This window comes from Mycoplana azooxidifex (genome assembly GCF_014196765.1).
Lineage (GTDB): Bacteria > Pseudomonadota > Alphaproteobacteria > Rhizobiales > Rhizobiaceae > Mycoplana > Mycoplana azooxidifex.
On sequence record NZ_JACIEE010000013.1, the window covers coordinates 34,029 to 56,032 of the forward strand.

17 protein-coding genes are annotated in these 22,004 nt (G+C 59.8%); 8 read left to right on the forward strand and 9 right to left on the reverse strand.

All coding sequences use genetic code 11. From position 1 onward, the window contains the following. Positions 1–341: 341 nt before the first annotated feature. On the forward strand, positions 342–857 hold the full coding sequence (locus tag GGQ64_RS24385; RefSeq protein ID WP_183807939.1) for a Dps family protein: 516 nt from the start codon (positions 342–344) through the stop codon (positions 855–857). Positions 858–874: 17 nt separating this feature from the next. On the opposite strand, the gene GGQ64_RS24390 is transcribed toward GGQ64_RS24385, so the two are convergent. Continuing rightward, positions 875–3,610, reverse strand: coding sequence for an ATP-binding protein (locus tag GGQ64_RS24390; RefSeq protein ID WP_183807940.1), 2,736 nt, complete (start codon positions 3,608–3,610; stop codon positions 875–877). Between the two features lie 18 nt (positions 3,611–3,628). After that, positions 3,629–4,204, reverse strand: a complete 576-nt coding sequence (locus tag GGQ64_RS24395) for a redoxin domain-containing protein (protein ID WP_183807941.1) — start codon at positions 4,202–4,204, stop codon at positions 3,629–3,631. Between the two features lie 776 nt (positions 4,205–4,980). Between GGQ64_RS24395 and GGQ64_RS24405 the strand changes: the two genes are divergently transcribed. Further along, the gene (locus tag GGQ64_RS24405; protein WP_343059564.1) at positions 4,981–5,628 is read left to right on the forward strand and encodes a response regulator transcription factor; all 648 of its coding nucleotides are present in this window, start codon (positions 4,981–4,983) and stop codon (positions 5,626–5,628) included. Here the strand turns inward: GGQ64_RS24405 and GGQ64_RS24410 are convergent. The 6 genes from GGQ64_RS24410 to GGQ64_RS24435 form a co-directional block, all read right to left on the reverse strand. After that, positions 5,625–7,115 (reverse strand): ATP-binding protein, encoded by a 1,491-nt coding sequence (locus GGQ64_RS24410; RefSeq protein WP_183807943.1) that lies wholly within the window; start codon positions 7,113–7,115, stop codon positions 5,625–5,627. The genes GGQ64_RS24405 and GGQ64_RS24410 overlap by 4 nt on opposite strands. A 270-nt stretch (positions 7,116–7,385) precedes the next feature. Then, complete coding sequence (locus GGQ64_RS24415) at positions 7,386–7,637, reverse strand: hypothetical protein (RefSeq protein ID WP_183807944.1); 252 nt, start codon at positions 7,635–7,637, stop codon at positions 7,386–7,388. Between the two features lie 154 nt (positions 7,638–7,791). Next, entirely contained in the window at positions 7,792–8,817 is a 1,026-nt protein-coding gene (locus tag GGQ64_RS24420; RefSeq protein ID WP_183807945.1) for an alcohol dehydrogenase catalytic domain-containing protein, read from the reverse strand. Positions 8,818–8,969: 152 nt separating this feature from the next. Next, positions 8,970–9,689, reverse strand: a complete 720-nt coding sequence (locus GGQ64_RS24425) for a hypothetical protein (RefSeq protein ID WP_183807946.1) — start codon at positions 9,687–9,689, stop codon at positions 8,970–8,972. Positions 9,690–9,714: 25 nt separating this feature from the next. Then, positions 9,715–10,545 carry an alpha/beta fold hydrolase gene (locus GGQ64_RS24430; protein ID WP_183807947.1) on the reverse strand — a complete coding sequence of 277 codons (831 nt, stop codon included), beginning with the start codon at positions 10,543–10,545 and terminating at the stop codon, positions 9,715–9,717. A gap of 247 nt (positions 10,546–10,792) precedes the next feature. Beyond that, the gene (locus GGQ64_RS24435; RefSeq protein ID WP_183807948.1) at positions 10,793–11,656 is read right to left on the reverse strand and encodes an aldo/keto reductase; all 864 of its coding nucleotides are present in this window, start codon (positions 11,654–11,656) and stop codon (positions 10,793–10,795) included. A 374-nt stretch (positions 11,657–12,030) separates the two neighbouring features. On the opposite strand from GGQ64_RS24435, the gene GGQ64_RS24440 reads away from it, so the two are divergent. From GGQ64_RS24440 to GGQ64_RS24465, 6 genes are all read left to right on the forward strand, one after another. Continuing rightward, entirely contained in the window at positions 12,031–12,405 is a 375-nt protein-coding gene (locus GGQ64_RS24440; RefSeq protein WP_210300418.1) for a response regulator transcription factor, read from the forward strand. A 572-nt stretch (positions 12,406–12,977) separates the two neighbouring features. After that, the gene (locus GGQ64_RS24445) at positions 12,978–13,724 is read left to right on the forward strand and encodes a cysteine hydrolase family protein (RefSeq protein ID WP_183807949.1); all 747 of its coding nucleotides are present in this window, start codon (positions 12,978–12,980) and stop codon (positions 13,722–13,724) included. Between the two features lie 1,066 nt (positions 13,725–14,790). Next, on the forward strand, positions 14,791–15,555 hold the full coding sequence (locus tag GGQ64_RS24450) for a metallophosphoesterase (RefSeq protein ID WP_183807950.1): 765 nt from the start codon (positions 14,791–14,793) through the stop codon (positions 15,553–15,555). A gap of 754 nt (positions 15,556–16,309) precedes the next feature. Beyond that, positions 16,310–20,455 carry a PAS domain-containing protein gene (locus GGQ64_RS24455; RefSeq protein ID WP_183807951.1) on the forward strand — a complete coding sequence of 1,382 codons (4,146 nt, stop codon included), beginning with the start codon at positions 16,310–16,312 and terminating at the stop codon, positions 20,453–20,455. Between the two features lie 251 nt (positions 20,456–20,706). Then, on the forward strand, positions 20,707–20,892 hold the full coding sequence (locus GGQ64_RS24460) for a hypothetical protein (RefSeq protein WP_183807952.1): 186 nt from the start codon (positions 20,707–20,709) through the stop codon (positions 20,890–20,892). 167 nt (positions 20,893–21,059) lie between these two features. Further along, a complete protein-coding gene (locus tag GGQ64_RS24465) occupies positions 21,060–21,251 on the forward strand; it encodes a hypothetical protein (protein WP_210300420.1) in 192 nt (63 codons plus the stop codon). On the opposite strand, the gene GGQ64_RS24470 is transcribed toward GGQ64_RS24465, so the two are convergent. Next, complete coding sequence (locus GGQ64_RS24470; RefSeq protein ID WP_183807953.1) at positions 21,248–21,814, reverse strand: PIN domain-containing protein; 567 nt, start codon at positions 21,812–21,814, stop codon at positions 21,248–21,250. The two genes, GGQ64_RS24465 and GGQ64_RS24470, sit on opposite strands and share 4 nt — an antisense overlap. Positions 21,815–22,004 lie beyond the last annotated feature (190 nt).

A 22,004-nucleotide genomic window follows, 5' to 3' on the forward strand; every position in this document is an offset into this window, starting at 1 on the left:
ATCTCTTAATCCCTCAATTGTCGCTAGGCATTAAGTCTCACCCAAGTCAACAGGCCTGCTTTTAGGCGTAACATCCTGCTTCATGGAAGCCAGTATCTGGCGAGTACCCCGATATGGATCGGGAGATGTTCGGCAACGCTGTGATCGACACACATCTGGGGCAGGCGGCACCTCATCCCGAGATGCCGACAGGGTCGTTTCGGTCCGGCCGGGGAGGGGTAGGCTCGAACGGAACAGCGCGATTGTGCAAGAAATAGTGTCCGATGCCCTTCAGGTTCCGGTGACTCTGGACGTGTCGCGCAACGGCGCTTCAAGTCCGTCCGCACCCGAAGGAGACCGCCATGGACCAGATTTCCGCCTCGACGCTTCGAAAAACTCCCCTCAGCACCCCGACCGACCTCGGCCAGAACGCTCGTAACGACATCTCCGCCGCGCTTACCGCCCTGCTTGCGGACGTGTTCGCGCTTTACCTCAAGACCAAGAATTTCCACTGGCACCTCTCCGGGCCGAATTTCCGAAGCCTCCACCTCATGCTGGACGATCACGCCGATCAGTTGATCGGCATGACTGACGCGATCGCGGAACGCGCGAGGAAGGTCGGCGGCACGACACTCCGGTCTGTCGGTCATATCGCGCGCGTCCAGCGACTGCTCGATAACGACGCCGACTTCGTTACCGCCGAGGACATACTCGCCGAGCTCAAAAGCGACAACGAGCAGCTGATCGGCATCTTGCGGCAGGTCCACGAGCTCAGCTCGGAGCACCACGACGTCGCGACGACGAGCCTTCTCGAAGGCTGGGTGGACGAAGCCGAAGGCCGCGTTTGGTTCCTGTTCGAGTCGAACCGCAGAAGCTGATCCCTCGGGAACCGAGACTAGAGAACCGATGTTGCGTCCGCCACATCGGTAACGTCCTCCCGGTACTCCACGGCCTCGAGTGCTTTGAGAAGCATGCTTCTCGAGGCACTCCTAAGGGCCGGGGCGGAATGACGGTAGAGGCTCGTAGCGCATCTCAAGGCAAAGGTGTTTGCGGCCTGCCTAACGGCCAGATCGTGAGCCTCCTGCAACAGCGCGCGTCCGTCTTGCGGCGAAATCGGCATTGCCAACTCGCCGCGAAGCCTTAGGATCTCAGCACCGCACCAGGTCCCTTCCGGCGCGATCCGCTCCAGGAGTTCGGCGCTGGCAAGACGACCGCCGATGACGAGGCAATTTTCGAAAGGCGTGCCCCCCAACCGGGAAACTGTCCGGATGAATGCCGCCGGATCGTTTTCCCTTTCCGCGGCGATCACGGCCTCGTAGGCCTCTCCCCAGGCTCGCCATCTCAGAAGCGAGTTCCTCGTCGACGCCTCGCGGAGCATGCCCACCAGTTTCATCCCAAGGACGGCATCCCCGATCCCGAGCGCGGTCGGGCAGGCGGACGCGGCCAGATAAAGGCATGTCGAAATGGCGTGATCCCTCTCAATCACTTCCTGCAAGGACTCGTCGAGAGCGGTTTCAGCGGCAGAGTATCTGCCTTGTATCCAGAGCGTCTTGACGATCGTGCAAAAGGCGCTGATGTGGAGGTCGAAATTGCTTCCGCTGTTTGGCGGGGGTTTCGGGGCTTCCTTTGGAGGTATGAGTGCGATCCGCGCATGGTCCATGGCGTTGTTGAAGTCGCCGATGTAGTGATAGTTGTGGTTCAGGAGGTGGCTTCTGGCCTGCGGAGGCAGTTGGTCGAACTCTTCCTCGAAACGATGAACGAGGTCGATCGCCCTCTGATAGTGACCGTTCGCTGTATGTATAGCCGCTGTCCCGATTATAGCCCGCATCAGCATCGCGATGTCTTGAGCGCCGACGGCGAGGTCCAGAACCCTGGTGTACTGATCGATGACGTCTCCATTTCGTTCGAAGGTCTTCGAGTGATAGAGCGCGATGCCGTATGACATCCGAAGCTTCATTTCGAGGCCCGTACCCGCGACACCTCTGGCTTCGAACAGCTTCAGCGCGCGTTCGGACACCGCCAGCTGTTCCGCGATGAGACCAAACTGGACCCAGAGCGTGTCGGATGTCGCCGCGAGCGCCAGGCCGAGCTCCTCATCGCCGTCCTCGCCGAGTGTCCAAAGGAGAGCGGAACGCAAGTCGTGAACGAACTCGCCGTTTTGCACGCGCCAGTTCGTTGGATCGACCTGGTGCCATTCATCGGTGGCTGCGCGAAGACGTTCCAGACAATATCGAGCATGCGCCAGCCTGCACGATGTGGAAAAATGCGTTTCGGCAAGCTTCTCGCGGGCGTAGTCCCGCGTCGTCAACAGCAGCCTGAAGCTCCCTCCGCGCTGGGTGACCACCAGCAGCGACTTTAGAAAGAGGCCGTCAAACGCCTCGTGGAAGGTATCGGGATCGTCCGCCCTCTCCGATACGGCGAATGCCGCATCCGTGGAAAACGTACCGGCAAAGACCGAGAGCCTTAACAGTAGCTCCTTCTCCTCATCGGACAGGGTAGAGTAGCTCCAATCCAATGTCGCCTTCATCGTCTGCTGGCGGGGCGGTGCAGTTCTTCGGCCACGCCTGAGAAAGGCGATAGGCTCGGCGACCGATCTGTGAAGGGATGGCAAATCCATGTCGAAGAGGTGGGCGGCGGCGAGCTCGATAGCCAACGGTATCCCGTCCAGACTGCGAACGATGTCCGCGACGAGCCGGAGGTTTGCTCTTCCGGATAGATCGATGCTGTCGCCGGCGAGAGCCGCCAGCGAGGTAAAAAGCTCCACGGCCGGAGAGTCTCCCGGGTCCGAGCTCTCTTCCAAGTCGGGCGGAAACTCGAGCGGCGCGACCTGCCTCACCTTCTCCATAGACGTCCTCAACGGTTCCCGGGTCGTCGCGAGGATTTGGGTTGTCGGAGATTCGCGGAGGATGACCTCCGCCGAGTTGGCAGCGGCGTCGACAATACGCTCGCATCCGTCCAGAAGCAGCAATGTGGGCTTCTTCGAAAGCTCGGCGACTATGCCTGGAAGGACGTCGTCCCCAAAGGTACTGAGGCCAAGCTGTGTAGCCAGCGTCGACAAAAGAACCTGGCCGTCGGTGAGGGTTGCGAGATCGATGAAAACGACGCGCTTTCTCTCGGCGACGGCGTTCGCGCAGAAAACGGCGATCGCCGTTTTTCCGATGCCTCCGGGACCAGCAAGCGTCAGAAGACGGGCCGTATCGAGCAAATCGAGCGTGGATCGGATGTACTCGTTTCTGCCGATAAGCCTTCTCGGCATACGGGGCAGGGTGCCGACCAAAGGGTCGGCGAAATGCGAGATTGGCTCCGGGGCCGTTTCTTCCCGCGAGATTTGCCGGACGCTCCCCGCAAAGACATATCCTCGACCCGGTATCGTCTCTATCAAGTGTCTTGCGTGGTCCCCGAGAGCTTTCCTAAGAGCGACCAGGTTAACCCGAAGCGATCCCTCGTCGACAATGGTCGTCGGCCAGACAAGGGTGATCAACTCTTCCTTTGTCACGACTTCACCCGCCCTGCATACAAGAGCCGAGAGAATGTCGAACGCCCTGCCTCCAAGCCGCAGCGGCTGGCCGTTCTCGGTCAGACGTCGTTGCTCGATATCGATTTCGTAGTCGTCGAATTGAAGGAGCGACATGCCAGGTGACCTCTCGGATCAGTCGCTTGTGTCGAGGGTTGAAGGACGCGAGAGGTGAAATCTCACTGCGTTCAAGATAATCGCCGAGTCGCCGCGCTCCTTGGCCCGATCGAATTCCACCCAGCTGACGACACCACGGAGATCCGCGAGATACGTTGCCGATATCTCCGGCGCGGCCCTGTCGCGGTTAAAACCGTAGAGACGGGAGACGAGGGGTTCCCAATCCAACAGGACGGGATAACCTTCCGCGGCGGGTTCGAATTGACTCCGTACCGGCCCTCGTTCCGCGCAAACTATCCCGACGAGTGCCACGCCGAGTATTCCAAGCGTCGGAGCTGTCGCGTCGAGGCAAGCTGTCTGCTGTAGCCTCTCGCCTGATCCTGAATAGAAAAGGAGAACGAATGGCGCTCCGACGAGTTCGACGATCCCTAAATTTCCCCCATCCCTGTGGGGCAGGATGAACGCGGGGGCATATTCGCCAACGGGCACGCTGGCCTCGGAGAAAAAAGTCGATGGCGAACCGCTTTCATTTTTCCCGACCGGGTCGGCAATCCCTTCGGGCTCGGGAATGGCTGCCAGGTTTGTTTTCGTCATTTCTCCCTGTCTCCTCGTACAACGCTCCGAGGCCTCGCAGCAGATCACCCGCCTAAAATGACGACCCATGCGGGTGCACCGTGTCCCATCCGTTCATCGCCATCCAAGGTAAATCTTTCGGATCGAGAGGCGGTCGGGCACGCACTGGAGGACATATCCGACCTTCACCGAAAAGGTGAGTTAACGCATGTGAAATGTTGTTAAGTTTGGGTTTTCGGAGCGAACGCTGTGATTCAGACTACCTCAAAGCGTCGTATTGGCGGGAAACTTCTTTAACGCTGACGACGTTCCCCTCGAAAGCTTGCGCGCCGCCGCTGCGGTGCCGACGAACGTCTTCGGCAAGGCTGAGGGCTTTCTGAGTTCTTCCGCGTTGAGGCAAATCGATTGCGTGATCAGCGATGTCGAGATGCCGCGCACGAGCGGCTCGAATCGCTGCGCTTCCTTCGATCAAATAGGATAGAAACTCCGGTGATAGTCATGTCTACGCGGGGCGGGGGATCGACCTCCGCCGAGTTGAGGGCGACAGGAGCGTTTGCCTTTATCGAGAAACCGTTTTCGCCGGAGCGGTACCTCGTCGTCGTTCTTTCGGCGATCCGGCAAGGCTCCCGTCCGCGGCGAATGATCGGCTAAGGGCTGTTTCCAGCCATTTCCCACACATCTATGGGTTTTGGAGAATTGCAACGCTAGTTTTCCCGGGCTAAATCTCTCTTAGGACGGCACTGGTGTTTCGGCGAGATCTTTCCCGGCTGGAGCCGCCGAGGATCAAGGATCGCCCAGTGCAAGAGAAATCGTCATCACAACCGCTTATCCGCATAGTCGATGACGACAGCTCGGTGCGCGTCTCTCTTCTCGACCTCTTCAAGTCGATCGATCTCGAAGCGATCGCCTACGACTCGCCCCGAGCTCTGCTTGAGGCCGACAATCTCGACACTCCTGGCTGCATTGTGCTTGATGTAAGGTTTTCCGGGGTTAGCGGCCTGGATTTTCAATCCGATCTACAGAAGGCGGGCAACCGAATGCCCATAATCGTCGTGACGGGACACGGGGACATTCCCATGTCCGTCAGGGCGATGAAAGCCGGAGCCATAGACTTTCTGACCAAGCCGTTCAGAGAACAGGACCTCATCGACGCCGTAACCGGCGCGATCAGGCGAGACGAAGTAATCAGGTCGCAATCGCAGACCCGCTCAGACGTCGAGAAACTTAGGGAGACCCTGACCCCGAGGGAGGTCGAGGTGATGCATGCGGTCGTGAACGGCTACATGAACAAGCAGATCGCCGGGCAGCTCGGGATCAGTATGGTCACGGTGAAGCTTCATCGGTCAAACGTGATGAAAAAAATGCGTGTCAGGTCCGTCGCCGACCTGGTCAAGAAGGCTGAACTTCTCGCGCAAGAGCAGTCAATTCCTAAGGGTGATAACTAGGCCGCCCTGCTTTCCGTAGCGAATGGCCGTAGGTCAGCGCGCGTGGATAGGGACATTGGAAACTGGGGACGCTGATACTCGACGTCGCGCGTCACGAGCTCCATCTCCGGTGAGAGCCAGGGAGTGGCAGTCGTAACACCGGCGCGCTTTTCCATGGCATACTCGCGTATCAGCTTGGGCAGCGCGTAAGTACCGCCGCGCTGCTGACCCGCGATCAGGGACTTGACGACAAGGCCGTCAAACGCTTCCTCGAAGTCGGAACGGGCGAACTCGAAACCACAGTGATCGCGCGCGGTATCTTTCGTGAAGTCGGCTTCGAACGTGGAAAGCAGACCGAGCAGCGACTGCATGTTCCTGTCGAGAAGGTTGTAGCTCCAGTCGATGTTAGCACGCAACGTCTGCTGGCGTGGATGCGATGTCCGGTTTCCGCGCCGCAGTGTCCTCAGCGGACGATCGAGGGATATAACCAGGTTTTCGAGCCCGAGGTCTGCGACGCGAGATGCAGCCAGCTCGATAGCCAAGGGATTGCCGTCCGTCTTGCGCACAACTTCGGCGGCGAGTTCGATGCCTCTCGGACCGTCGATCGCATATTCTTCAGCGACCATGGACACGCGTTCTGCGAACAGCTCCATGGCGCTGAACGTCGCAACATCGTCTATGCGCTGCCTGGCTGCCGGAACGGCCAGCCCGGGAAGATGAAGCACGTTTTCGCCGATGATCCCGAGAGGTTCACGGCTTGTCGTGAGAATGGCGACGTCCGGATGCTTGTCTGCAACCGACTCGGCGATTAGCGCGACCCGGTCGATGGACCAGTCGCATCCGTCGAGAACCAGCAGAACTGACCTTCCATTGAGGCTCTCCATAGCCTGTCGGAGCGTATCCGACGTCAGGCTCACTGCCCATAAGGCCTCGGCGATCGGCGTAGTCGGGGTCGCGGTCTGGTCCACTATGTTTATGAACTGAACGCTATCATAGGCGTCCTGGAGGAGGCGGGCCATCTGGAGTGCCACCGCGGTTTTGCCGATCCCTCCCTGTCCGACGATTGTCGTGATGCCCGCGCCAATTTCGTCCGCCCATTTCGAGATCAGTTGCTCACGTCCGACGAGGCGCGCGCATGTGTTCGGGAGGCTTTGCGTCCGCGACGCCCGCAGCGTCGATCCGGCGGCTCGGTTCTCGTCCAGCTTTGTGACCGGGACAGTAAACGTGTAGCCGCGTCCGGCGACATTCTCGACCATACTGTAGGGATTGCCCCCGTCGAGTGCTTTGCGTAGGGATACGATGTTCACACGCAGAGAACTCTCCTCTACATGTGTTTCGGGCCAGGCGACCTCCATCAATTCCGCCTTCGACAGGATTTCTCCCTGCTTCGATGCCAAAGCGGCCAATAGATCGAAGGCGCGGGAGCCGATACGGATGTCGCCACCGGACCGTTTGAGGCTTCGGGCTTGGATGTCCATTTCGAAATCGTCAAACCGCAGTATCGTCATCGTCCACCTGCGCTCACATTGGGATCGATCCGGCCAAATCCACCGTAGCGATTCCAAGATAAAAACCAGGGACAGCGCCTTATAGGCTCGCCCCATGTAATCGATATACGACCGGTGGCTGGGAACAATTGTACTGTGGGGTGATCCGACCTATCCCTAAAGACAGGTCACGATGCGCGTAGAAGTCGGAAAACGTTTGCGTAGACCCCTTACGCAAGGCCGCGTTACAAGGCGGTTTGTTGCGGCCATCTCGTAAAGCAGGGAACGAGATCAGGGGCTTGGAAAATGTGAGTGATCATCCGTACGGACTTGTTTCGAATGCGAGCAGAACCCTTCGCGCAGGAACTCGGTTGTCGAAAGATTGACCCTTCCGGAACGCCGCTTCTTGCCTTCGGACGCCAGTCTGAGGGCGACGCTTTCCAGTAGGCGGGCAAACGACGATTGGTCCATGCCGTCCGCAGCGTTGACGAGCGCTATCATGTTGTCGGCGATCGCTTCTTGCATAGTCAGGTCTCCGCTCATGACAGGCTCCGGTTCTGCGTCAACGCCGGGGGACGGCCGACGCCACAAGGCGTCGGCATGTGTCTCACCGCTTGCCAATGGTGTCGGTTGGCGAGCGAGGGCTCGAAAATGCCCACCCTGGGAACTGAATCGGGGTGGGCGCTTCCCGGCGGGGTCAGGAGCCCATCGTCAGAACGACGCGGAAGCGTGGCTTGCCGTGCATCATCTTGTCGTAGGCTTCGACCGCCCGTTCCAGCGGAAATTCTTCGATCATCGCGGAGATGCCGAAAAGCGAACTGAAGCGAAGCGTCGTGTCGCCTGTCGCCGGATCTCCGGTGAGCGCGCCCTCGACCGAACGCTCCTTGAGGAAGAGGTCGCCGGACGCGAGTTCGATGGGCTCGGCTGTCGCCCCGATGACGATCGTCTTGCCGCGGGCTTTGAGGCCCTTGACCGAATCCGCCACACCCTTGCCGCCCGAGGCGGTCGCAAGCACGAGGTCCGCGCCACCGAGCCACCGTAGCGCGTCGGCGACGGGCTCGGCGTTACTGTCGATATAATGGTGAGCGCCCAGCTTGGCCGCCAGTTCTCCGACGGCCGGGCCGCGCCCGATCGCCACGACCTCGAATCCCATGCCGCGCGCGTATTGAACAGCAAGGTGGCCAAGCCCACCGATGCCGATGACCGCAACAACGTCCCCGGCCTTAGCGCCGGAATTTCTCAGCGCGCTGAAGGTCGTGAGTCCAGCGCACAGGAGGGGAGCGGCCTCGACGTCGGTGAGGTTGTCGGGAACAGACATCAGTCCCGAGGCCTTGGCCACCATCCATTCGGCATAGCCGCCGTCGTGGTGGACGCCCGTGAATTCCTGGTTCTTGCAGTTTACTAGGTGGCCGGAGCGGCATTCGGAACAATGTCCACAGCTGCCTGCCAAGAAGCCCACACCGACTCTCTGGCCGACGTTCCAGCCCTCGACGCCCTCGCCGAGGCTTTCGATTTTCCCGACGACCTCGTGCCCCGGGACCCGCGGCCAACTGATTGGAAAAACGCCCTCGACGGTGGCAGCGTCCGAATGGCAGACCCCGCAGGCCTCGATCTTGATGCGGACATGACCGGGACCCGGTGCCTGCATCGGCTTCCTGCTAAGCTCGAGCTTGCCAGGCGAGACGGCCTGGACGGCGAGATAGGTTTCTGTCGTATCAGTCATGACGCGCTCTGTGTGGCCCTTTAGCGGATATGCTCTTTGCCTTATCCCAGGGGGCCAGCGCCTATTATTGTAAGATTGGGTCGTGGCGCAGTAACCGGAACGGAAGCCGAACAGCCGTCTCGGTGTACATTTCGCCGAGACGGCCGCGTCCTTCACGTTAGCACGATGTCGGAGAGATCGATCGAAACGACGAGAGGCTCCGCCATCGCCTGACCGTCCGGCTGTCTCGGGAAGATGCGGCGGTGCGTCGGGATTTTGACGCCCTGGACCTCCTTGTAACCGCCGATGTAATGGGCTCCCGGAGTGCCGCCCGCGATTTCGACGTCGTAGTCGTGGCGCTTGAGCAAGCCCGCGTCATCGAAATAGATCGTCTGCACCGCGCTGTGGCTGACGATGTCCGCTGGAAAAGTAATCTTGAGCCTATGCCAGGTTTCGCCGTTCTCGGACCAGTCTGACAGTTCCTCCGTCAGAACGCCCTCGTGGACGAGCAGGAACGGCATGTTCAGGTAGGTCCACATGGCGCAGCCAGCGAAGTACGCGAGCTGAAGCTCGTTCCACGGTGTCTCAAGCGTATGTCCGGCGAACGACGAACGCGGGTTGTGCAGCTCTTCGAGAACCTTGCCCTGCGCGTTGCTCAGCGCGACCCTGCCCGGTTCGAAGCTCGAGACCTTTGCTTCCGGGCCGAACGGAGAGTGCGACGCCCACTCCTTCACGAGATCGACGGTCACGCTGGTTTCGGAAAGCGTCGTGGGCTGTCCTTTGAGGGCCCACAAAGCTCCGCCCTGGCTGAGCCGCGCCTTGAGAAGGGAGAACCTCTTCCATCTTTCGAGGCCGCCATGGGCGTCGATGATCTTGCTGACGATCGCTTTCATTTCATTATCCTTTGAGTTGCGGGATTTAGAGTTCCAGAAAGGTCTTCACGTGCGTGACGAACGTCTCCGGCTGCTGGAAGAGCGCGCCGTGCCCTGAGTCCGGATAGAGAATCAGGGTGGCGTCCTGCATGTTCTTGAACATCGTGTAGGCATTGTCGGAGGGGAACATCGTGTCGTCGCTGCCGTGCACAATGAGCGTGGCGGTAGCAATCGACTTGAGTGACAGATGCTCGGGATCCGTCCGGGCGCACCACTCGATGATCGCCTTGGCCTGCGGATCGCTTACGGAAACACCCTTGTCCGGAGCCCGATCGTGGGAGCGAGCAAGCGTTCGGTCGACGAATGCCTTCCCGGCTGCCTGGCTCTTTGCGGACGGAGTGAAGAACAATGGAAGGCGCACGTCAGGGGCGTTCTGCGCGAATGCCTTCTCGACTACCTCGAGGAGGTGCTCCTCGCCACCGGCGGGCGCGCTCCCGGCGACGACCATCCGTCCGATCGCCACACGCTTGCGCGCAGCCATCACCTGGGCGAGGAAACCTCCGAGCGAAAAGCCCAGAAGATCGACCTCGCCGAGACCCAGTGCCGCTATGAAACCTTCGGCGTAGTCCGCCATTCCCTCCACGCTGTCCGGCGTCGTGCCGCCGGAGGAGCCGACGCCAGCGTTGTCAAACACAAAGACCTCGCTGACCTCGGCCAGAGCGTTCACGACGGAGGGGTCCCAGGCATCCATGGTTCCGGTGAAGTGCTGCAAAAGGACCAGCTTCCGGGCGAACCGATGTCCGATCCGGCGATAGGCGAGCTTCGCTCCTCGCGCTTCTACATATTCAGTTACTGCGGCTTCCAGGGTGGCGGTCATGACAGATCCTCGGTTGTGTTGGAAGTTCGCAGTCGGAAAGCTCGGGCCCTGCCATGACGGCAGGAACCAAGGTCTGGTGGGACAGGCTTCCGAACGCGCATTTCGGCTGAGAGAAGGGAGTGCGTCTCGTTAGCAAGACGCCGACTATTTCGCGGGAGCGGGCTTTCCGTACATCCTGCCGGACACCGAAGACTTCGCCGATCGCCACCGACGTGTCTGCCGCGGCGGCCGGTCGAACGGGACATGATCAGCGTACACTTCTCTCGAGTTCCTGGAATTCGTCGTCGGAAAGCTGGAGACGCGCAGCCGCTACGTTCTGCTCCAGGTGGCTGATCTTCGAAGTGCCGGGGATCGGCAGCATGACCGGGCTCCGCTTGAGCATCCACGCCAGCGCGATCTGACCAACTGTCGCGGCGTGGTGCTTGGCGAGCGAGTCGAGAAGTCCACCCGGACGGACGAGGTCGCCGGCAGCCAGGGGGAACCAGGGAATGAACCCGATGCCGTTGCGCTCGCAGTAATCGAGAACGTCCTCGCTTCCACGGTCGACCAGATTGTAGCGGTTCTGGACGGTGGCGACCTTGAAGTACCGGGAGGCGGCCGCGATTTCTTCGATAGAAACCTCGCTGAGTCCGGCGTTGGCGATCACACCCTCGTCGAGCAGTTCACGGATGGCGGCGAACTGCTCCTGCATGGGGACGCGCGGATCGATCCTGTGCAACTGCCAAAGACCGATCTGTTCTACGCCCAGCTTCTTGAGGCTGCCCTTTGCGCGCTCGATCAGGTACTCAGGTCGACCGTCGGGCATCCATTGGTCTGGACCGGGCCGGCGAAGTCCGGCCTTGGTGGCGACGAGGATGTCGTCGCGGCCCGCCAGGGCCTCCCCTATCAGTTCCTCGGCGACGTCCGGGCCGTAGGAGTCCGCGGTGTCGATGAAGTTCACTCCCAGTTCGGCTGCGCGGCGTACGGTTGCCAGCGCTTCGTTGCGGTCCGCCGGGGGACCCCAGATGCCGCGACCCGTGAGCCGCATCGACCCGAACCCCAGCCTGTTTACGACGAAATCGCCGATTTTCAAGGTTCCGGAGAAGCTTCCTATCGTCTTGGCGTTGTCCATTTTCAAACTCCCATTCGGCGACCGTTTTCGACATGCCGCGTGTGCTCGTCGGCTTTCGGCCGCTCGTCAGTCATCGTGTGGGAGTAAATTTACGACGACGATACTCGTCTTTATTGTATCATCGTGTACGAGAGCGTTTGGCGCGCCTCTATACCTAGAGCTAGGTGGACTGGAGCTTGGCGTCCGATAAGGTCGCGCGCATGTTCGCGGTTTCGCGAACTGGATGCCCAGGGTCGGATTCCGGAATCGGATCCGAGCGTTCGTCTGTAAAGTCGTTAGCCGCGTTGGAATATGAAGTCCGGGATGCTTTGCACCATACCCAATACCGCAAAGTCATCGCGGGAGTTCCAAAGAGGCCGTCGGAGCCATGTGAATTGCTGACGATCGCAATAGTTGAGGACGATGACGGGGTAAGGCTCGCATATGCGGACCTGATGTCGTCGTACGGATACGAGGTGAAAGCCTTCGGGTCAGCCGAAGATTTCATTTCCTCGAGTTGTCACGACGAAGTGGAGTGCCTGATCCTGGATCAGCGGCTACCGGGAATGAGCGGTTTGGAGCTCCAGGCTCAATTGCAGCGACAGCGCAGCACGCTCCCAATTGTTTTCGTCACCTCCCACGATGACGATGTCACGAGGATGAAGGCGCTCGAGAACGGGGCGGTGCATTTTCTCAATAAGCCGATCGACGCGGATGAACTTGTGCGATGCGTTGCCGACGCCCACAGTCGAGCACGCGACGGCAATTAACCGTTGGCGATGGCGGGCGGCTAACGCGGCATCGTGAGAGCTTCCGCGCCTGCCGTTCGGGCGCGTGCCGCTTTGGCCACATGAACTGGCAGCTTCAGCTGACAAAGAACGTTTCGGCGCTTCCTCTCCCCCGGGACTACATGATTGACGCGGGACGAAACTCGGCGGCAAAAACAACGCCTCGGCAGGTCTGACCTCAGTGGGCTGGGAGTGCCAGCGGGAAATGACGTGAAAGCTGCGATCCTTCTTGCCGCGAGCCTAGTGATGCGTGCTCGAGTACCTGATCAGCAATTTGGCGTTCGACCTATCGTATGCGATCCATCGCTTCACCGCGTTGAGAATGGCGGCGATGCCTGAGGAAGCTTGACGGGACACAAGGTGACAGGATGTTACAATCCCGCGGCCTCCCGCGACCCCATTCTCGTCTCTGTATCCTCGAGAATTAAGTCCGCGACGTCGCATCGGATCGCTGGCCGATCTCGATGGATACTGGTTCCCGAAATCAGTCACAAGGCCCGCGATCGCGACGACGAGAGATCGCCGCAAGGCAAACCGCCCTAGAGGAAACTTCCATGACCGAAAAAGTCATTCCGCTCGCCTACCGCGACCCGCAGAACCCCGCACTTCCCAAGACCGACGTCGAGATCGATATCCCGCGGACGGCGTTGGTCATCACCGACCCTCAGGTCGACTTCCTCAGCCCCAAGGGCGCGGGATGGGGCGCTTTCGGCGAAAGCATCACCGAACACAATACCGTCGAGAACATCGGCAAGCTCTTCGAGGCGTCGAAGAAGGCCGGGATCGAGGTAGTCATTTCGCCCCACTACTACTACCCTTTCGATCACCGCTGGGATTTCGCCGCGACCGGCGAGACGCTAATGCACAAGCTCCGGATGTTCGACCGCCAAGACCCGCTGTCGCTTGAAGGCTTCGAGAACTCGGGCGCGGACTGGATGCCCGAGTACAAGCAGTATATCGATGACGGCAAGACGATCGTGTGCTCGCCACACAAGATCGCAGGGCCGCAGACCAACGACGTGGTCTTCCAGCTGCGCAAGAAGCGCATCGACAAGGTGATCTTGGCTGGCATGGCAGCGAACTTCTGCGTCGAATCCCACCTCCGTGACTTCGTCGAGAAGGGCTTCGAGGTCGCCGTGGTCCGCGACGCCACCGCGGGGAGCAAGCTGCCGGAGGGCGATGCCTATCTCGCGGCTCTTGTGAACTTCCGCTGGTTCGCGAACGCGCTGTGGACGACCGAGGAGGCTGCCGATCGGCTTGCACAGGCCGCGGTTTCGCGCGCGGTACCGCTGGCCAGCTGACAATTAGGCGTTGGAGCGACGTTGTTGCCAAAGTCCACAGCAGTCACGTGTCACCGTTTTGAGGGCATGTGACTGCACCGTTAAAGCGCTATGCGGAGCACCCATAGCCGCAATTTACCTGGACGCGAAGGCACCCGTGAACGCGAACCCGGCGGTATGTCCGCCGCGCGGGAAATAGAGCTGGCGTCTGCCAATCTCTGGAAAAGGCGAGACTTAACCCTTTCGCCGATAAATAGAGATAGCGCGCTGGCCGCTACGATCTGTACACTCATCTGGGGCTTCGGCTTCGGGATGCTTCTGGTCGCCATGCAAACCTATATGTTCAGCTTCGCGCCCGACCAGCGCGAAAGCGTGGGCAGTGTTGTTTGTTTCGACTACGCAACTCGGCATTGGATCAGGCGCGTTGGTTGGCGGTTTAGTCGTCGATCACTTTGGAGTCGCCAGCGTGCCAGCAATAGGTGGCGTGCCTACCGGAAAACGATAAAGCGTCATGCCCACTACGACGGACGAGACGCGACGGCCAACAGTTAGGACTCTCGCTGTCCCGCGGCGTTTGCAATCAAACGCAGGCGGAGCTTCACCTGATCGACGCCCTGCTTAATTTTTATCCGACGGCCGAGCGGCTTGAATCCTATCTCGTCCAAGGCGCGGCCCAGCGAGGTTTCCCTTACTGCCTTTCGTTGGGGCTTGCGGTATGCTGGCCGAGCCATCGCTCTCTCCCATTACTTGGTCGAACGCACCTTGAGCTCCGGGCAGTCATCCGGCAAGCGCTGACAGGTCCCGCCCGAACAAAAACAGTCAGACTAGCCACTCGACATCCCAGAACCCTCTTGACGGGAGAATGTGCGTTCTCTAAATGTTCTTGCCATGATCAAAGCTGTCCTGTTTCCCATACGAGTAGGTTGACGTTCACCCGCGCAAGCGGAGGCGGCAGCTATTGTATCGAGGTTAGGATGGCATCAAGAGATCAAAATCAGCAGACGTGTCATGAATACGCAGAAGTCGTCCGGAATTCGGTCGACGATCAGGTTCAGACGACGCTTCGACCTACAGACGGTGCCGAAGCATGAAACTCTGGATTATTTCCGACTTGCATTTGGAATTCGGCCAACCCTTCGTTGGGCCGCCTCCTGAGGCCGATGTCCTGGTTTGCGCGGGCGATCTATTGACACGCGGCATCGTCCCTAGCATCGAATGGCTGGCGACCAACATTCCTTCTTCGATGCCCGTTGTATTCACCGCGGGGAACCATGAATACTATGGAGCCTCCGTGCAGGAGAGCATCCGTGACGCGCGCCTGTTGCGTGACCGCTTTCCGCACCTTCACTTTCTCGAAAACGAGGTCGTGGATATCGGCGGCGTCAGGTTTGTTGGCGCGACACTCTGGACCGACTTCCGCATCAACGGCGGCGATCCTGAACTCGCGATGGCGGCCGCCCAAAGCGGGATGAACGACTACAAAAAGGTCAAGTTTACCAAGCTTCCATACAGGAAGTTCAGGCCGATCCATGCTTACCGAAAGCACTACGAATCCAGGGCGTTCCTCAAATCCGCATTGTCGGCGACCTCGGATGGAAAGACGGTGGTCCTAAGCCATCACGCTCCGTCATCCAGGTCAATTCCGCTCGAGTTCCAAGGCGATCCGCTGTCCGCCTGCTACGCCAGCGAACTGGGGGACCTGATCGTTGAAGGGCAGCCTTCATTGTGGGTGCATGGTCACGTTCATCAGAAGGTCGATTACTGGGTCGGAGAGTGCAGGGTCGTCGCCAACCCCCGCGGTTATCCGGGAGAGAGGACAGGCTTCGAACCGGGGCTTGTCATCGAAATCTAGGATACCCGATCATGCTTCAAGTCGTGGTCGGAGTGCTCCCCGTTTCACCGGACAGGCGGGCTGATCGTGTTGTCGTGATTTGTCGCCATAAGCCTTTGGACGCCGCTGGCGCACGACGCGATCGCTGGGGGTTGGTTCTCGCTGCCGAACTGCTTCCTATTTGTGCCTGTTCCCTATTCTGGTCGTGCTTTCTACCTGGCATTGTCCAGGACGCTAGCAAGCGGAAGCCATGCGCTGCCGTTCGTACTGACTCTGACGTTGCTTTTCCTCGGCTACACGGGACTGGCGATCAGCATGGGGCCAAACATCTGCCGCCGGCCATCTCCATCTGGGACGCGGCCTCGGCACCCCCAGAGCCTCGGGTTCGCGTTGGTCGACGCGCTTTTCATCAGCCCGTTTATTCTGGCCTACACGACGGGGTCCTACCACGTGTTCCGCGTCAAGGTGGAGGCAGGGGAGGGATACCATTGATGGACAAGGCTTCCGGACCGTCGTCGCTTTGGGGCCGACTTGACTGGCTCGTGACGATCTGGGCCGCGAGCGCGGGGTCCGGTGTCGCCGCGCTCGCTTTCAGGTGTCGATGTCGTGGCGGGAATGACGTCGTGTTTCCGTTTTTTCCGAATGACACGGCTGCCACGTAGCCATTTCTGCGTATTTTCTTCTCAGCATAGAACAAGCACGGTTCCCAATCGCAAGCATCGATGCCAAAACAGATGTCAGCTTCGGCTTGAAAGCACGGTCACAGAGCGAACGGATGTCATCCCGAGTCGAAAATTCCAGCCAACCGGACGATCGCACGGCGGTTACCACCGACACCGAGGACCACGGGAGCTTCTACACGGCGTTAGAGGCGGCCAAGACCAGCCTGGCCGCCGCTGATCTCGCCGCGTCCGAGCGAAATATTCTGCTTGCTTCCGCAATGGCGACGACAAAGGTCCAAAAGGCCGAGGTCTGCTGTCTCAAGATTGACTGGCATCTTCGTAGGTCGGAGGTTCCTGAAAGCGTCGCGGCAGGTCTCGAATGCCTCAAGGAGTTCGGTCTCGACGTACCGCTTCGGCCAGACCAGGTCGATCTCGAGACCGCCACTATCGGCGTATGGGAGCGACTTTACGGACGTCCGGTAGAAGAACTCGTCCATCTACCGAGGATGGATAATCCCGAGGTGGAAGCGATTGTCAGCGTCCTCTCCGCCATGACAAATTCCGCACAACTAACGGACGAAAGGCTGCTGGGTGTCACACTCAGCCATATGGTCAATCTGACCCTCGAGCACGGGATCACCAAGGCGGCCGTTCTCGCCTTTGGCCTCTTCGGCTTCTTTCTCAGCAACCATTTCGGGCGTTACCACGACGGTTTGAAATTCTGCGAAGCCGCAAGGGAACTCGTCCAGGTCCACGGATTCTGGGAGCACGAAGTAAAAGCCATCAGCTATATCGAGCTGGTTGCCGTATGGGCACGTCCATTGCGCTCAGTGATCGAGCTAACCAGATCGTGCATTGCGGCGGCGGCGGGTAGCAGGGACATTCCCTATTCATGTTACGCCCGGGTTCGTATCGTGGCCTACAGGCTCGCTCAAGGCGACAGCCTTGTCGACGTTTCGGCAGAACTCGATAGTGCCGTCGGGTTCGTCGAAAAAGCGAGCTTTGCCGCTCCTCTTATGGCTCTGCATTCACAGAGAGCGTTCGTCCGCACGATGGCGGAGGGCCGCGGCGTCGGCGATATCTTCGATCGCGATGGCTTCGACACCCGCGCCTTCGAGGCCAAATTCATCCCTGAACAGACGCCAACCTACATCTGCTTCTACTGGATTCTCAAGGCGCACGCGTCCTTCGTGTACGGCGATTTCAATACCGCGGCGGACGCCGTCAGGCGCATCTCAGGCCTCATCTGGGCATGCACCGGACATCTCCAGCTCGCCGTGTATCACTTCATCGCCGCGCTGGCTCTCGCCGCGGAATCCGACAATGGCACCCAAGCCGACAGGGCCGCGATCGTCGGCCATGTGGACTGGCTTGCCCGATGGGCCGATACATGCCCCGAGACATTCCAGAGCAAGCGGCTGCTCGCTCTAGCCGAACTTGCACGGATCGACGGAGATGCGAAGCGGGCCGAGCGCCTCTACGAGCAGGCGATCGACGCGGCCGCGAGGTTCGGTCTGCTCGTAGACGAGGCGCTTGCCTGTGAAGTCGCCGGTCGTTTCTACGCGACGTCTGGAATGGGACAGTCGGCGAAATCACATCTCGTGAGGGCAAGGGATTGCTATCTCCGTTGGGGAGCCGGAGGCAAGGTGGCGCAACTCGAGAGCGCTTCTTCCGGCGTCTTTGCGGGATATGTCGAACCGCAACCGCGGCAATCGTCGACCGTCGGCAAAGGCGGTCGACTGGAGGCCGTGCTCGATATTTCCCAGGCCATGTCTTCCATCATCGGCTATGCCCCGCTCGCGGAGACTATCCTCAAGACGGCGTTGGATATGTCCGGAGCGGACAGGGTGATGCTGATCGAGCTGGACAGCTCAGAGATATGGATCGCCGCATCCGGAATTCGTGAGGGGGGCGAAATTTCCTACAGCGTCCAGCGTACGGCTGCTGGAGAAGGGGAGATATCCCGAGCTGCTGTCCTCCAGGTCGCACGTACCATGGAACCCTTTCTGGGAGAAGACGGCGGAGACTCCTTATTCAAGGAGGAGAGTATCGAACGCCCGGCCCACGAAGGCTACTTTGTCCCGCTGGTCAAGAAATCCCGGCTCATCGCCATCCTTTATCTGTCGGGTGTCGAGGACAGCGCACAGCTCGGCCGGGAAGGGTTCTCAACACTCGTCGCGATCGCACCGCATGCCGCGATCGCCCTCGACAATGCGAAACTGTTCGCCGAACTGGAGCGCGAGAAGGCCGACCTCGCGGAACGCGAGCACGAGTTCCGGATGGCGAACGACACGATGCCATCGATGACGTGGAGCGCAGACGCCAACGGGGCGAACGAGTGGTTCAACAAGGAATGGTACGAATACACCGGGCTGACACCCGAGCAAGCCTGCAACGGCGGATGGAAATACGTCTTCCACCCCGACGACCGGGCGGAGTCCGCTGCGACATGGCATCGAATCGTAACCAAGCGCGAGATGAGCGGGCTGGAGGCGCGGAAGCGCCGTCACGACGGAGAGTACCGCTGGTTTATCGTGAGAGCGAAGCCCCACTGCGACGCAACCGGACGCATTGTCAGGTGCTATGGCGCTGAGAGCGACATCGACGATCTCAAGAGAGCCGAAATTCTCCTGGCGGGAGAGAAGCGGTCCTTCGAGATGATGACGACTGAACAACCGCTGACGACAATCCTGGATTCGCTCTGCCAGACGCTCTTCGTGCTCACCGACGCGACTTTTGTCACGATCATGCTGCAGGACGAAGAGGGCCGCACGTTACGGCCGGGCGGGGGGCATAAAGTTCCCGAGGGGTTTAACGACGCGGTGTGCGGAATTCCCGTGGGACCCGAATTCGGCTCTTGCGGGACCGCCGCTTTCAAGCAGGAGCCCGTGTGGATCGATGACGTCGATACGGATCCCCGATGGGACTGCGCACGTGACGTGGTCGAACGCTTCGGCTTCAAGGCCTGCTGGTCCACTCCCATCATGTCCGGTCGCGGATCCGTGTTCGGCACTATCGCCGTCTACTCGAACAGGCCTCGGTCGGCGGGCGATCGCGAGCGACAGACCATCGACCGCTTCACACAGCTCGCGAGCTTTGTCCTGGAACGCAAGATTTCCGAGGACGCGCTCAGGAAGAGCGAGGCGATGCTCGCGGAAGGCCAGCGTATCTCGCACACGGGCAGCTGGGCTTGGACCGTAGCGAACGACAAGCTGGAATGGTCGGAAGAACATGGCAACATCTTTGGCTACAACGTATCGGAGGTCGGGGGAACGCTCGGCAGCATGCTCGATAGAATGCGTCCCGAGGAAGCCACCTTGGTGAGGGATGCTATGCGGAGGGCGGTCGCGGAGAGGACGGATCTCCAGTTCGAGTACCAGGCGACACTTCCCGGCGGAAATGTGATTCAATTGCTCTGCACCGGGAGGGCCTCGACCGGGCAGTCGGGCGAGGTGACGGGTTATGTCGGAACGACGATGGACATAACCGAGCGCAAGAGGGTCGAGTCGGAACTCCTCAGAAGCGCGGCGCATCTCAGGGAAGTCCAGGCCGAATTGGAGCATGTAGCGCGCGCAACCACGATGGGTGAACTGGCCGCCTCCATCGCGCACGAAGTCAACCAGCCGCTTACGGGGATCGTCGCCAGCGGTGGAGCTGCGCTGCGGTGGCTCTCCAAGGCGACACCGGACGTTGCCAGAGCCAGGGACAGCCTCAAGAACGTCATCGACGACGGAAGGCGCGCCAGCGAGATTGTCACCAGAATTCGGAAGATGTTCCGGAAGGAGATGGCGACGGTCGAACCCATCGGGATGGCCGAGCTCATCGGTGACGTCATTTCCCTGACACGCGGTGAGCTTCAGAAAACCAAGGTCGCGCTCAAGCTCGACATTCCCGACGACCTTCCGGCGGTTCCGGTCGATCGCGTGCAACTTCAACAGGTTGTCGTGAATTTAATCCTGAACGCCATCGAGGCGTTGCGGGAAATGTCTGACCGCGACCGGGCCCTCGCCATCGACATCAGGCATGACGGTGAATTTGCGACGATCGGCGTCAATGACAACGGACCGGGCATCACCGAGGACCGCGTCGAAAACATATTCAGGCCTTTCGAAACGACCAAGGCGAACGGGATGGGCATGGGGCTTTCGATCTGCCGTACGATCGTGGAGAACCATGGAGGGCAGATGCGGCTGGTGCAGGGGGACGCGCCCGGATGCCGTTTCGAGTTCACGTTGCCACTGAAATTGGCCAGCGGTTGACCGCGCATCGTGCCGCCGACATCACGAGGGGTTGACTGGATGATGCGTTCTCTATATGTTCGCACCATGGCACAGCTTTCTTGCCCTTCACGCATATGACACGCTGCCGCCCCTGACGCGGCGGGGTAGGTCAATGGTCGCTGAGGCTCCCTGCGCCGTCGTTCTCTCAAACCACATTAACGCTAATGTCTGCCCGGCGATGGGATGCGTTTGAACGGGTCCCGTCTCCATTTTTCGACGAAGGGACCAAAGTGTCGGACAAGAAACAAGTCGATAAGGCGCTTGAAGATGAGGGTGACGATGGGCCGTCCGGAACGTTTCTTGGTGCGATCGAGGAAGACGGTGAGATCGTCAGACGTGACCGTATCCAAGTCCGCCGGGGTATCGACAGACGGCCGTTGAAGCGAACAAAGATGAACAGAAACCCGGACAGCTGACGAATTTCAACGGCGGCGGGCTGGCTATGTCTTTCGACCCGTTCTCAAGACTCCGCTGGAGGACTCTTCCGCTTTGCCAAGGCAAAGCGCCACGATGGCGTTTTCCGACAGCGAGTTCCAATTATTGCCTCTTTCGTGTATGAGGTCATGAATTATCGGAGACTCATTTGTCAAACACGATCCGGGAATGGCTTAGGGCGGATGCGGAGCAGCGCATCGTCGATGTTTTCGACGATGCCAAGCGAGGCCGTGTCCAGCGGATCGTGGATCGCGAAGGCGTATTCGAACTCACCTTCAGGGCCGACAACGGTCAGAACGCCGCGGACGTACTCTCTCGAGGCGGCCCCTCCGAAGACTAGCCAAAGAAAACGGACTGTTCCGAAAGAGCGTGATCCCCAAAGGTGACCGTCGCCCTCGGCGGTATCCGGCTGCGCTCCGGCGTGAAGGTGGGCAGCGGGACAGCCCATTCCTGCGCCATCGGAGAGAAAACCCCGGGTAGCGGAAAATGGCGGTTGATCAGGACGAAATCGTAGGTGTCCGAGGTGGCGATCGGGAGTGAATGGCATATCGCGATGGCCGCGACGAACAGGTCCTGCCCCGGCTTCTTCTCCTTTTTTCCGGTTTCGATGTACCAGAGGTTCTTGAGGGGGCGGCAGCAGTACATCTCCGCCAGGATACGCGCGACGTCCGAATTGATCGCCGGGTAATAATGGCGTCCAGCGAGAACGCTGTCCATCCAATCCCTGAGCTCCTGGGCCTTCAAGGGGTTGGTCTTGCGCAGCTCAGCTATACCTTGTTCGATCTCGAGCATCGCGGGAAAGGGTATGGCTATCTCGTCCTGGGAACGGAGCCAGCTTTTAAGCGCCGGCGGAGGTTTGGGCTTCCGCGCATCGCAAATGATGTTCGTATCGAGCAGAAACATGCCACAGGAGGCCGATTTTTGATTGTGTCGGCTACCGACGGTGGCCGGCCGATATTAAGAAGGGCTTAACGACCGTGGAAAACCGTGGATTGCCTAGCAGTTTTCTCACACGTCGTCAGGCTATCGCGAACTGGACGCCCCAGAATCCCGGCTTTTGCCAGAGAGGCTCGCTCGAGCGCCATAGAACCTT

Coding starts and splice junctions, on each gene's coding strand:
- GGQ64_RS24425 (WP_183807946.1), bottom strand. CDS start 9,689: ATGAAAGCGATCGTCAGCAAGATCATCGACGCCCATGGCGGCCTCGAA.
- GGQ64_RS24395 (WP_183807941.1), bottom strand. CDS start 4,204: ATGACGAAAACAAACCTGGCAGCCATTCCCGAGCCCGAAGGGATTGCC.
- GGQ64_RS24415 (WP_183807944.1), bottom strand. CDS start 7,637: ATGAGCGGAGACCTGACTATGCAAGAAGCGATCGCCGACAACATGATA.
- GGQ64_RS24390 (WP_183807940.1), bottom strand. CDS start 3,610: ATGTCGCTCCTTCAATTCGACGACTACGAAATCGATATCGAGCAACGA.
- GGQ64_RS24420 (WP_183807945.1), bottom strand. CDS start 8,817: ATGACTGATACGACAGAAACCTATCTCGCCGTCCAGGCCGTCTCGCCT.
- GGQ64_RS24445 (WP_183807949.1), top strand. CDS start 12,978: ATGACCGAAAAAGTCATTCCGCTCGCCTACCGCGACCCGCAGAACCCC.
- GGQ64_RS24450 (WP_183807950.1), top strand. CDS start 14,791: ATGAAACTCTGGATTATTTCCGACTTGCATTTGGAATTCGGCCAACCC.
- GGQ64_RS24435 (WP_183807948.1), bottom strand. CDS start 11,656: ATGGACAACGCCAAGACGATAGGAAGCTTCTCCGGAACCTTGAAAATC.
- GGQ64_RS24385 (WP_183807939.1), top strand. CDS start 342: ATGGACCAGATTTCCGCCTCGACGCTTCGAAAAACTCCCCTCAGCACC.
- GGQ64_RS24455 (WP_183807951.1), top strand. CDS start 16,310: ATGTCATCCCGAGTCGAAAATTCCAGCCAACCGGACGATCGCACGGCG.
- GGQ64_RS24430 (WP_183807947.1), bottom strand. CDS start 10,545: ATGACCGCCACCCTGGAAGCCGCAGTAACTGAATATGTAGAAGCGCGA.
- GGQ64_RS24470 (WP_183807953.1), bottom strand. CDS start 21,814: ATGTTTCTGCTCGATACGAACATCATTTGCGATGCGCGGAAGCCCAAA.
- GGQ64_RS24410 (WP_183807943.1), bottom strand. CDS start 7,115: ATGACGATACTGCGGTTTGACGATTTCGAAATGGACATCCAAGCCCGA.